Source organism: Streptomyces hygroscopicus subsp. hygroscopicus (assembly GCF_001553455.1).
Lineage (GTDB): Bacteria > Actinomycetota > Actinomycetes > Streptomycetales > Streptomycetaceae > Streptomyces > Streptomyces hygroscopicus.
In genome coordinates, this window is the sequence record NZ_BBOX01000220.1 from 1 (window position 1) to 12,088 (window position 12,088).

Here is a 12,088-nt window from a genome sequence, read left to right on the forward strand (position 1 = left end):
CCCGCCACACCACGGACCACAGCCGCCCCCGGCCCCACCACACCCCCAGCCACAGCCGCCCCCGCAAACCTCCCCGCGCCCGCCGCGGTCGGCCGCCGAAGGCCACGACCCCGCGACTACGGCCGCCGCCTCCGCCGCCGCCTCCGTGCCCGGCGTCGCGCGGCTCGCGCCGGTGCTGGGTTCGCCCCGGGCCGTACGGATCGAAGGCGCGCACATCCGGATCGAACTGGCCGTGGCGGCGCACCACCGGGCGCTGGACGTGGCGAGAGCGGTACGGACGGCCGTGGCCCAATCGGCCCCGCCCCCGGCTCCGGCCCCGCCCCCGGCCACGGCCACGGCTCCGGAAGGCCAGCGGCCCACGGTGGCCGTCCTGGTCACCGCCGTGGACCCCTGACCGCATCGGCCGCTGCCCCGACCGTACGGCCGCTGCCCGGCCGCACGGCCTCAGCCCCGATCCCGTCAGCCCCCGGCGCCCCGCTTCCGCAGCCGCTCGACCGTGCGCTCCAGCTCCGCCACGCGATCGGCCAGCATTTCGGTCCTGGCCTCGAGCCGGTGGTTCTTACGGTGCATCTCCAGGAAGACGTTGACCTTGGTCCGCAGCAGCCACGGGTCGAAGGGCTTGGTGAGGAAGTCGGCGGCGCCGATCGCATAGCCCCGGTAGGCGTAGTCGGAGTCGGCGTCGGTCCCGGTCAGCAGGATGATCGGAACGTCCTTGGTCTGGTCGAGCCGCTTGATGTTGGCGGCGGTCTCGAAACCGTCCATGCCCGGCATCAGCACGTCGAGCAGGACGACGGCGAAGTCCTGCCGCAGCATCGCCTTCATCGCCTCCTCGCCGGAGCGGGCGCGGACCAGCGGCTGATCGAGCGGGCCGAGGACGGCCTCCAGCGCGATCAGGTTCTCCTCCATGTCGTCGACGATCAGTATTCCGGCCTTCTCGGACACGGTCGCAGTCACCTCTCCCCCTGCCTCGGCCTCGGCCTCGGCGGACCGGTCTCGGCGGGCGCGCTCCCGCCGTCCCCGGCGCCCCCGGCGGCACCCCCGGCGCCGTCCCCGGAGCCCGCGCCGCCATCCCCGACGCCATCCCCGGCGCGATCGCCGACGCCTTCCCCGACGTCATGGCCCACGCCACCCTCCCCACGTCCCCCAGCCCCGACCGATGCCCCATCAGCCGCCCCAGCAGCCGCCTGATCCGCCGCCTCATCCGCGGTCTCACCCACTGCCCCATCCGCCGCCGGATCGAGCAGTTCGACGATCGCCGATATCAGCCGGTCGACATCGACGGGCTTGGGGACGTAGCCGTTGGCGCCGCTGTCGATGGCCTTCTCCCGGTCGCCGGGCATGACCTTCGCGGTCAGGGCGAGGATCGGCACATCGGCGAGGCGGGGTGTGCTCCGGATGGCCCGGATCGTCTCGTACCCGTCCATCTCGGGCATCATCACGTCCATCAGCACCAGCGAGACGTCCGGGTCGCGGTGCAGCGCCTCCAGCCCCTCGCGGCCGTTCTCCGCGTACTTCACCTTCATGCCGATCCGGCCCAGCACATGGGTGAGTGCGAAGACGTTCCGGATGTCGTCGTCGACGATCAGGATGCGCCGGCCGTCCAGCACCTGACCGGGGCGTCCGTGCTGCCACTCCTCGAGCCGGGTGGCCTCCGGCCGGCCGTTGTCGCGGCTCTCGTCCTCACCGCCCGGGGCCGGGCCGCCGACCAGGCTGTCCGGGTCGCCGAAGATCCCGCTCGGGGCGTGGTCGGCGATGTCCGGCAGCGGCTCGTCCGGCGCGGGGGGCACCGCCGGGACGGTGGAGCCGGTGGCCCTGGGGTCGGAGGGGTCGAGCACCGGGGCGACGCCGCCGTAGTGCGCGGGGACGTAGAGGGTGAAGCGGGAGCCGACGCCCAGTTCGCTCTCGGCCACGATCCGGCCGCCGAGCATGCCGGCGATCTCCCGGCTGATGGACAGGCCGAGACCGGTGCCGCCGTATGTGCGGCTGGTGGTGCCGTCGGACTGCTGGAACGCCTCGAAGATCACCGGCAGCTTCTCCGGCGGGATGCCGATCCCGGTGTCGGTGACGGAGAAGGCGATGACGGCGTCCGCGCCCCGCAGCGACTCCTCCTCGAACCGCGCCGTCGGTGCGCGCTCGACGCGCAGCGTCACCCCGCCCGAGGAGGTGAACTTCAGGGCGTTGGAGAGCAGATTGCGCAGGATCTGCTGGAGCCGCTGCTCATCGGAGAACATCTCACGCGGTACGTCCTCGCCGACGGCGATCTCGAGGGACAGGCCCCGGTCGGCGGCGAGCGGCCGGAAGGTGGCGTTCACATAGTCCAGGATCTTGACCAGCGGCAGCTTCTTCGGACGGACGTCCATCCGGCCCGCCTCGATCTTCGACAGGTCCAGGATGTCGTTGATCAGCTGGAGCAGATCGGAGCCGGAGCGGTGGATGGTGGCGGCGAACTGCACCTCCTGGGCGGACAGCCGCCCTTCGGGGTTGTCCGCCAGCAGCCGGGCCAGGATGAGCAGCGAGTTCAGCGGGGTGCGCAGCTCATGCGACATATTGGCCAGGAACTCGGACTTGTACTGGGAGGCCGTCGCCAGCAGCGCGGCCTTCTCCTCCAGCTCCGCGTTGGACCGCTGCAGCTCGTTCGAGCGCTGGCGCAGCTCGGTGGTGAGCCGCTGGGACTCGGAGAGCAGCGACTCGGTGCGGGCGTTGGCGATGATGGTGTTGATCGAGACGCCGATGGTGTTGACGAACTGGTCGATGAAGGCCAGGTGGACCTCGCTGAACCGGCTGAAGGAGGCCAGTTCGATCACTCCGAGCACCTGGTCCTCGTAGCAGATCGGCAGGATGACCACGCTGGCCGGGAGCGCGGAGCCCAGCCCGGAGTTGATGGTGAGGTAGTCGGGCGGGACGTCGTTGATGAGGATCCGCTTCTTCTCCAGCGCCGCCTGGGCGACCAGGCCGCGTCCGGGGGTGCCCGCCCCCGGCGTCGGGCCGCCGCCCCCGGCCGCGGACCGGTCACTGCCGGCCGCGGACCGGTCGCTGCCGGTCGCGGACCAGTCGGTACCGGCCGCGGACTGGTCGGTGCCGTATCCGGCGATGAGCTCGAGCCCCTTACCGGCCTCGGCGCCGGCCGCACTGAGGAAGAACGCCCCGAACTGCGCGTTGACCAGCGGGGTCAACTCGCGCAGGATCAGATCGGCGACCTCCACCAGATCGCGGTGTCCCTGCATCAGGGAGGCGATACGGGCCAGGTTGGACTCGAGCCAGTCCTTCGCGCGGGTGGTTTCGCGGAGGTTGGCGACCATCAGGTTGACGTTGTTCTTCAGCTCGGCGACCTCGCCCTGGGCCTCGACCGAGATGGACCCGGACATGTCGCCCTGGGCGACGGCGGACGCGACCTCGGCGATCGCGCGCACCTGAGTGGTCAGGTTGAGGGCGAGTTCGTTGACGCCGGTGGTCAGCCGCTTCCAGGTGCCGTAGACGCCCTCGACCCGGGCCTGGCCGCCCAGGCAGCCCTCGCTGCCGACCTCGCGGGCCACCCGGGTGACCTCGGAGGAGAACGAGGAGAGCGTGTCGACCATGGTGTTGATGGTGGTCTTGAGCTCCAGGATCTCGCCCCGGGCGTCCACGTCGATCTTCTTGGAGAGGTCACCCTTGGCGACGGCGGTGGCGACCTGGGCGATGTTGCGGACCTGCGAGGTCAGATTGGACGCCATGAAGTTCACGTTGTCCGTCAGGTCCTTCCAGACCCCCGACGCGCCCGGCACACCGGCCCGGCCGCCCAGCTGGCCCTCGGTACCGACCTCGCGGGCCACCCGGGTGACCTCGTCGGCGAACGAGCGCAGCTGCTGGACCATGGAGTTCACGGTCTCCTTGAGCTCCAGGATCTCGCCGCGGGCGTCGACCGTGATCTTCTTCGACAGATCGCCGTCGGCGACCGCCGTGGTCACCTGGGCGATGTTGCGGACCTGCGAGGTCAGATTGGACGCCATGAAGTTCACGTTGTCCGTCAGGTCCTTCCAGACCCCCGAGACGCCCCGGACCTGGGCCTGACCGCCGAGATTGCCCTCGGTGCCCACCTCACGGGCCACCCGCGTCACCTCGTCGGCGAAGGACGACAGCCGGTCCACCATGGTGTTGATCGTCGACTTCAGCTCCAGGATCTCGCCCTTCGCCTCCACCGTGATGGTCTTGCTCAGATCGCCCTCCGCCACGGCGGTGGCGACCTGGGCGATGTTGCGGACCTGCGAGGTCAGGTTGTCCGCCATGAACTTGACGTTCTCCGTCAGGTCCTTCCAGACCCCGGAGACGCCCCGGACCTGGGCCCGGCCGCCCAGTTCACCCTCGGTGCCCACCTCACGGGCCACCCGCGTCACCTCGTCGGCGAAGGCGGAGAGCTGGTCGACCATGGTGTTGATGGTCGACTTGAGCTGCAGGATTTCGCCCTTCGCAGCGACGGTGATCTTCTGCGAGAGATCACCGGTGGCCACCGCCGTGGTCACCTGGGCGATGTTGCGGACCTGCGAGGTCAGATTGGACGCCATGAAGTTGACGCTGTCCGTCAGGTCCTTCCAGACCCCCGAGACGCCCCGGACCTGGGCCCGGCCGCCCAGTTCACCCTCGGTGCCCACCTCACGGGCCACCCGCGTCACCTCGTCGGCGAACGCCCGCAACTGGTCGACCATGGTGTTCACGGTCAGCTTGAGCTCCAGCAGCTCACCGGTGGCCTCGACGGTCACCTGACGGGTGAGGTCACCGCGGGCGACCGCCGTGGTCACCGCGGCGATGTCGCGGACCTGCGCGGTGAGCCGGGAGGCCATGGTGTTGACGGCCTCCGTCACCATGCGCCAGTCGCCGGAGAGGCCCTGCACCTTGGCCCGGCCGCCCAGCCGCCCCTCGGTGCCGACCTCACGGGCGATCCGGGTCAGCTCGCCGGTGAACAGCGACAGCTGGTCCACCGTGCGGTTCACCCCGCGTCCCAGCCGCCGCAGGTCGCCACGGAGCTGGCGGTTGCCGTCGTGCAGATCCACCCGCCGGGTCAGATCGCCCGACGCGATCGCGTCCAGCACCCGCGTGGCGTTGGTCACCGGGCCGGCCAGGGCGTCCACCAGCTGGTTGGCCACGTCCACACTGGTCGCCCAGGCCCCCTGCCCGGGACTCGCGGTGATCCGCTCGTCCAGCCTGCCCTGGCGCACCACCTCACGGCGCACCCGCCGCAACTCCCCGGCCAGATGCGCGTTGCGCGCCACGAGCTGGTTGAAGACCCCGGCCAGCTCACCGGCCAGCCCCTCGGCCGAGCTGTCCGCACGGACGGTGAAGTCGCCGTCGCACAAGGCGTTCATCGCCGCGAGCAGGGAACGCAACGCGGCCCCGGACGCGGTCTCCGCACCGCGCACCGGGCCGGACGGCCGAGCGCGTTCCGGATGTTCCGCGGTCCGCGCTGACGAAGTGGCCGATGACGTGGCTGACGAGGTGTCGGTGGGGATCGGGTCGAGTGCCATGGCGTCGCCCCTAAAAGATCACAAATATCCCCCTGCCTGTCATAATATGGCACCTAGAAGGCCTAAATGGTCCATATTGTTCTGGAGCTGCACGTGGGAGCCCTGCTCCCTCTCTCGCGTGAGTCCGTCTCGCGGACGACACTGCCCGGAAGCGTGCGCGCGCCCGGCGCGGCACGCACCTTCGTCCGTACGGCACTTACGGAACAGAGCGCGACGGAGGGGTTCACACCGGTCACCGTCGACGACCGGGCGGTGGACGACGCGGTGCTGCTGGTCAGCGAGCTGGTCACCAACGCCGTACTGCACGCCGGCACCCGGGTCGAGGTCGTCTGCCGGCTCCAGCCCGGTGACGGCGCCGCCGACGAGGGCGGTGTCGCGGTGCCCGGGGAGGCCCCCGGTCCGGGCGGCGCGCCGAGACGGCCGGGGGTCGTCGTGGAGGTGGCGGACCTGCACCCCGCCAGCACCGTGTACGGGGGGCCGGAAACCCGGCGCCGGGGCCGCGGCCGGGGACTCCAACTGATCGGAACGCTCGCCGAATCCTGGGGCGTGACCTACTACCGCACCCGTAAGACGGTCTGGTTCCGGCTGGACACCGAACCGGCGGATCCCGCATTCGACGCCGTCCCCACCAGCGCGCTCGGCCGTGAGCTGCGGTTCGCCGAGACCCTCGCCCCCGGCCCGCCGCGCGAGCCGCGCGATCCGGCCACCGAGTGGGTGGACCGTGGCGGACCGTCCTTCCTCGCCGAGGCCAGCGAACTGCTCACCGGCCAGCTCGACGAGAACATGGTCGCCGCCCTCGCCGGACAGCTCCTGGTGCCCCGGCTGGCCGACTGGTGCGCGGTCTGGCTGATCACCGAGAGCGGCCGGCTGCAGCTCGCCCGCGTCTGGCACGCCGACGAGCGCCGTATCGACGCGCTCCGCGCGGCGCTGGAGCGGCATCCGCCGCCGACCGGACTCGGCGCGGCGGGCACCCCCTGGCCCTGGCCCGGGGCCGCGGACGGCCATGGGGCGGGCGGATCGGCGGTGTGTTTCCCGCTGGTCGCGCACGGCCACAGCCGTGGCGCACTGCTGCTCGGCCGGGCGGGCGTGCCGCAGCTGGCCGAGTGCGTGGTACGGCTCGCGGAGGACGTGGCACGGCGGGTGGCCCAGGCAGTGGCCACGGCCCGGCAGTACACCCGGCAGGCGACGATCAGCCGGGCCCTGCAGCGCCGCCAGCTGCCCATGTCGCTCGCCGACATCCCGGGGGTGGACACCGCGATCGTCTACGAGCCGCACGGCGAGGGGCAGACCGTCGGCGGTGACTTCTACGACCTGTTCCCGATGGGCAGCCGCCGCTGGTGCTTCCTGCTGGGCGACGTCCAGGGCAGCGATCCGGAGGCGATGTCGGTCACCGGACTGGCCCGCCATCTGGTCCGGCTGCTGGCCCGCGAGGGCCATGGCGTCGAATCGGTGCTCAACCGGCTGAACCAGGCACTTGTCGAGGAGGACGCGGAGGAGGCGGAGGCGGCGGCGATCGGCGGGGAACAGACCCGCCCGCGCTTCCTGAGCCTGCTCTACGGCGAACTGGAGCCCGATCCGGCGGAGGGCGGTGTCCGCTGCACGCTGGCGAGCGCCGGTCATCCGCTGCCGCTGCGGCTGACCACCGGCGGTTCGGTGACGCCCGCTACTACCCCGCAGATGCTGCTCGGCATCGACGAGAACCCCGACTTCCACGCCGACACCCTGGACCTGGCGCCCGGCGAGACGCTGCTGTGCGTCACCGACGGGGTGACCGAACGGCGCAACGGCGTCCGTCAGCTGGACGACGACGACGGTCTCGCCGACATCCTGCGGGGCTGTGCCGGGCTGGGCGCCAAGGCCGTCGCGGAGTGCGTGCGGCGCGCCGCGCACGACTTCGCCACCGAGCCGATCGACGACGACCTCGCGGTGCTGGTGCTGGAGGCGGTGCCGAGGGCGCCGCCGCGGCGGGTGGCGTGACGGGCGGCCCGTGATGCCCTCCGGACGTCCGCGTCTTCCGCCCGCCCAAAGGTCTTCCATCCGCACGGAGGTCTTCCGCCCGCACGGGCCGTCACCGCGCGCCCGGGAGTTCGCCGTCGCCGGGCGATCAGCGCTCGCCGGAGGTCCGCGCCGCCGGACGTTCACCGCCCGGTCGGCACCCTCGGTCCGCCGTTCCCCGGCGCCGTCACCCCGCCGTTCACCGCCCGGTCGGCGCCGTCACCGCGCCGTACCTCGGGCCTCTCGGTCCGCCGCTCACCGCCCCGTCGGCGCGGTCACTCCGCCAGACCGGCCAGATCGCGCAGCCGACGGGCCTGGGCGGCGCGCTCGGCGGCGCGCTGGTCCTCGTAACAGCGGTCCACGGCCCCCCGCAGCAGCGCCTTGGTCTCGATCACGGCGTCGCGGGGCGCGGTGAGAAGGGCCGCCGCCAGGTCCTGGACCGCGCCGTCGAGCTCGGCGGCGGGCACCACCAGATGGGCGAGCCCGGTCCGCTCGGCCTCCTCGGCATGGACGAAGCGCCCGGTCACGCAGATCTCCAGCGCCCGCGCATATCCCACGAGCCCGACCAGCGGATGGGTGCCGGTGAGGTCCGGCACCAGCCCCAGGCTGGTCTCGCGCATGGCGAACTGCGCGTCCTCCGCGCAGACCCGCAGGTCACAGGCGAGCGCGAGCTGGAAACCGGCTCCGATGGCATGGCCCTGGACGGCGGCGACCGACACGATGTCGTTCCGCCGCCACCAGGTGAACGCCTCCTGGTACTCGGCGATCGTGGCGTCCAGCTCCTCGTCGGAGCCGCGCGCCAGATCGAGGAACGACGGCTCGCCGTCGAACCCCTCGGGCGTGAACGCCTGCCGGTCCAGACCCGCCGAGAAGGACTTGCCCTCGGCGCGCAGCACCACGACGCGCACAGTGCCCGGCACCAGCTTTCCCGCCTCGGCCAGCGCCCGCCACAGGGCGGGCGACTGGGCGTTGCGCTTCGCCGGATTGGTCAGGGTCACCGTGGCGACCGCCTCATCGACGGTGAGCCGAACGCCGTCCTTGTCGAGCAGGGTCACAGGAGCCTCCGGTCGGGTGCGGTCAGTACAAGTGACTGCACAGTAACCACCCGGCCGAACCGACGGTCAGCCGGGTGGCACTCCTGTCCATACCTGCTGGTCTTGCTGGTCCTGCTGATGATGGCGGAGCGGGCGGGGTCAGGCCGAGGCGGCCTTCTTGCCCCGCGTCGCGCCGCCGCGTCCCCGTAGGGAAACTCCGGACTCACTGAGCATCCGGTGAACGAATCCATAGGAACGGCCGGTCTCCTCGGCCAGCGCCCGGATGCTCGCACCGGAGTCGTACTTCTTCTTCAGGTCTGCCGCGAGCTTTTCGCGCGCGGCGCCGGTCACCCGGCTGCCCTTCTTCAGAGTCTCGGCCACCCGTGCCTCCTCATGGGAAGTGCGCTCTGGACTCTCATGATCACCCCTACAGGGCTTCCTGGCCACCCATTCGGCAAGGTCTGTGGATGAAGGATTGCGGGAAATCGCGGCACGACGGCCTTCGGAATCAAGGATTCCGTTGCCGTTCAACCTGACACTCTTTCGTGTTCACGGACGAAGAGGCAGGTCAGGGCATACGCGAGCAAGGCCGGAGAGATCCAGACCGGCGCACGGCACGTCGCGTGCGCCGGTGGCCCGCGACGCGCCGCGATACCAGCCGTTCTCACTCAGATGATGGATCACGCCTAGGCCAAATGATCTATGAGAAGGGCATCGGGCCGAAGGAACCGGACTCCTGGGACAGCGGGCGCCGCGCCGCTTGCCGGGACCCCGTCCCGGGACCGCCTCCGGCGCCGTCAGGCGAGCGCGACGAGGTCCGCGTACTCCTCGCCCCACAGGTCCTCGACGCCGTCCGGGAGCAGAATGATCCGCTCCGGCTGCAGCGCGTCGACGGCGCCCTCGTCGTGGGTCACCAGCACCACCGCACCGGCGAAGGTGCGCAGCGCGCCGAGGATCTCCTCACGGCTGGCCGGGTCCAGGTTGTTGGTGGGCTCGTCCAGCAGCAGCACGTTGGCCGAGGAGACCACGAGGGTGGCCAGCGCCAGCCGGGTCTTCTCACCACCGGAGAGCACCCCGGCCGGCTTGTCCACGTCGTCGCCGGAGAACAGGAACGACCCGAGCGTCTTACGGATGTCGACCAGGTCCAGATCCGGGGCGGCGGAGCGCATGTTCTCCAGGACGGTGCGGTCCGGGTCGAGCGTCTCGTGCTCCTGCGCGTAATAGCCCAGCTTCAGCCCGTGGCCGGGGGTCACCCTGCCGGTGTCCGGCTTCTCGACCCCGGCCAGCAGCCGCAGCAGGGTCGTCTTGCCGGCGCCGTTCAGCCCGAGGATGACCACGCGGGAGCCCTTGTCGACGGCCAGGTCGACATCGGTGAAGATCTCCAGGGAGCCGTACGACTTCGACAGGCCCTCCGCGGTCAGCGGGGTCTTGCCGCACGGCGCCGGGTCGGGGAAGCGGAGCTTGGCGACCTTGTCGGCCTGCCGGACCTCGTCCAGACCGGCCAGCAGCTTCTCGGCGCGGCGGGCCATGTTCTGCGCGGCCACGGTCTTGGTCGCCTTGGCGCGCATCTTGTCGGCCTGCGCGTTGAGCGCCGCGGCCTTCTTCTCGGCGTTGGCGCGCTCGCGCTTGCGGCGCTTCTCGTCGGCCTCGCGCTGGGCCTGGTAGAGCTTCCAGCCCATGTTGTAGATGTCGATCACCGAGCGGTTGGCGTCGAGGTAGAAGACCTTGTTGACCACCGTCTCGACGAGGTCGACATCGTGGGAGATGACGATGAAACCGCCGCTGTAGGTCTTCAGGTAGTCCCGCAGCCAGGTGATCGAGTCGGCGTCGAGGTGGTTGGTGGGCTCGTCCAGCAGCAGGATGTCGGAGTCCGAGAAGAGGATCCGGGCCAGCTCGACCCGGCGCCGCTGGCCGCCGGAGAGCGTGTGGAGCGGCTGGCCGAGCACCCGGTCCGGCAGGCCGAGGCTGGCGGCGATGGTCGCGGCCTCCGCCTCGGCGGCGTACCCGCCCTTGGTGAGGAACTCGGTCTCCAGGCGCTCGTACTTCTTCATCGCGCGCTCACGGGTGGCGCCCTTGCCGTTGGCCATCCGGTCCTCGTTCTCGCGCATCTTACGGAGCACGGAGTCCAGGTCACGGGCCGAGAGGATGCGGTCGCGGGCGAGGACGTCGAGGTCGCCGGTGCGCGGGTCCTGCGGGAGGTAGCCGACCTGCCCGGAGCGGGTGATGGTGCCGGCGGCCGGGATGCCCTCACCGGCCAGACACTTGGTGAGCGTGGTCTTGCCCGCGCCGTTGCGGCCGACGAGGCCGATGCGGTCGCCCTTGGCGATGCGGAAGGAGGCGGACTCGATGAGGACACGGGCGCCGGCACGCAACTCGACGCCGGAGGCGGTGATCACGGAAATTACTCCTGGGCAGGACGGACGGCGGACGGGACGCGTCTGAGGGGCCGCGCGGCGCGCCGTACAGGCTGGTGGCGGGCGACGGGCGGGACGCCGTCTAATGCACGAGGAGAATTGCCATGCGGATAGTTTAGCGGGGCGGGCAAGTCGTTTTTTCCCCCGGCTTCCCCCCGGCTTCCCCCCGCGGCCCCGCGGCCTTCTCCGGCTGTCCCGCGGCCCTCCCCCGGCGGCCGCGCCCCCTCAGACCCCGCCCGTGTGCACCTGGAAGGCCGCGCGGCGCACCGCCTTGGCCAGGGCCGGATCGGGGTGGGCGGCGGCCAGCGCCACCAGGACCTGCACGGTGCGGGGGTGCCCCACCGCCCGCACCTCCTCCAGCAGCGCGGGCACGGTGCCCTGCACGGCGGACTCCAGGTGGCGGACGAGCAGCGGGCTCTCGCCGTGGTCGGAGATGGCCGCGGCGGTGTCCACCCAGAGCCAGGTGGCCTCCTCGCGGGTGAGCACGTCCAGCGCCTCGTCCGGGTCGGCTCCCTCGTGCTCGGCGAGCCACAGCAGCGCGTACGGCCGCAGACACGATTCGTCGACGACGGCCCGTACGGCGGGCTCGGCGGGCGCCCCGACCACGCGCAGCGCCTCGAAGGCGAGTCCGCGCAGCAGCGCGTCGTCGCCGCGCGCCGCCTCGATGAGCTCGGTGACGGCGCTGCCGACGGGGCGGGCGGCCAGCCAGGCCCGGTACTCGGCGCGGGCCGGGCCCGGGGTCAGGCCCGCGCAGCCGCGCAGCATGTCGGCGGCGGGCTGCTCGATGTTCCCGGCCGGGCTCTGGGCGGCGACGCAGATCTGCTCGAGCTTGACCCACACCGCCCAGTTGCCGAGCGCGGTCAGGACGGCCTCCCTGCGGTCGCCCTTGGCGTCGCCGGCGGCGCTCCCGGCGCCCTCCGGACCGTCCTGGGGGCTCTCCCGCACGGTGAGCGCCCCGACGGACGCGAGGGCCTCCAGGGCCCAGTCGAGGAGCCCCTCCAGGGCGGTGTCGTCGCCGGCGTCCCGGGGGCTTTCCGCGGCCTTGCCGGACTCCCGGGCCTCCGCCGCCTCCTGGGGGACCTCGCACCGCTCGGTGCGCAGCTCGGCGACCCGCTGCCGGAGCATGTCCAGCAGGACGGAGATCTGCACC

6 protein-coding genes and 2 pseudogenes are annotated in these 12,088 nt (G+C 71.8%); 2 read left to right on the top strand and 6 right to left on the bottom strand.

Annotation, left to right across the window (positions count from 1 at the left end; translation table 11 throughout):
- Nucleotides 1–394: pseudogene (locus AXW62_RS45150) on the top strand (hypothetical protein); the annotation flags it as partial.
- A 65-nt stretch (nucleotides 395–459) separates the two neighbouring features.
- Here the strand turns inward: AXW62_RS45150 and AXW62_RS22555 are convergent.
- Together AXW62_RS22555 and AXW62_RS22560 are read right to left on the bottom strand one after the other, a co-directional pair.
- Complete coding sequence (locus tag AXW62_RS22555; RefSeq protein ID WP_060946130.1) at nucleotides 460–906, bottom strand: response regulator; 447 nt, start codon at nucleotides 904–906, stop codon at nucleotides 460–462.
- 44 nt (nucleotides 907–950) lie between these two features.
- Nucleotides 951–5,495, bottom strand: coding sequence for a HAMP domain-containing protein (locus tag AXW62_RS22560; RefSeq protein ID WP_060946127.1), 4,545 nt, complete (start codon nucleotides 5,493–5,495; stop codon nucleotides 951–953).
- Nucleotides 5,496–5,561: 66 nt separating this feature from the next.
- Between AXW62_RS22560 and AXW62_RS22565 the strand changes: the two genes are divergently transcribed.
- Nucleotides 5,562–7,472, top strand: a complete 1,911-nt coding sequence (locus AXW62_RS22565) for a SpoIIE family protein phosphatase (protein WP_107406332.1) — start codon at nucleotides 5,562–5,564, stop codon at nucleotides 7,470–7,472.
- A 293-nt stretch (nucleotides 7,473–7,765) separates the two neighbouring features.
- Here AXW62_RS22565 and AXW62_RS22570 read toward each other — a convergent pair whose 3' ends face one another.
- The 4 genes and pseudogenes from AXW62_RS22570 to AXW62_RS22585 form a co-directional block, all read right to left on the bottom strand.
- Nucleotides 7,766–8,545 carry an enoyl-CoA hydratase/isomerase family protein gene (locus tag AXW62_RS22570; protein ID WP_060946129.1) on the bottom strand — a complete coding sequence of 260 codons (780 nt, stop codon included), beginning with the start codon at nucleotides 8,543–8,545 and terminating at the stop codon, nucleotides 7,766–7,768.
- 138 nt (nucleotides 8,546–8,683) lie between these two features.
- On the bottom strand, nucleotides 8,684–8,905 hold the full coding sequence (locus AXW62_RS22575) for a helix-turn-helix domain-containing protein (protein ID WP_009718933.1): 222 nt from the start codon (nucleotides 8,903–8,905) through the stop codon (nucleotides 8,684–8,686).
- Nucleotides 8,906–9,321: 416 nt separating this feature from the next.
- Complete coding sequence (locus tag AXW62_RS22580) at nucleotides 9,322–10,920, bottom strand: ABC-F family ATP-binding cassette domain-containing protein (protein WP_030841203.1); 1,599 nt, start codon at nucleotides 10,918–10,920, stop codon at nucleotides 9,322–9,324.
- Between the two features lie 243 nt (nucleotides 10,921–11,163).
- A pseudogene (locus AXW62_RS22585) lies at nucleotides 11,164–12,088 on the bottom strand (hypothetical protein); the annotation flags it as partial.

Excerpts from the sequence above, each read along its gene's own strand:
- AXW62_RS22555 (WP_060946130.1), bottom strand. The coding sequence starts at position 906 with ATGGAGGAGAACCTGATCGCGCTGGAGGCCGTCCTCGGCCCGCTCGAT.
- AXW62_RS22560 (WP_060946127.1), bottom strand. The coding sequence starts at position 5,495 with ATGGCACTCGACCCGATCCCCACCGACACCTCGTCAGCCACGTCATCG.
- AXW62_RS22565 (WP_107406332.1), top strand. The coding sequence starts at position 5,562 with ATGGTCCATATTGTTCTGGAGCTGCACGTGGGAGCCCTGCTCCCTCTC.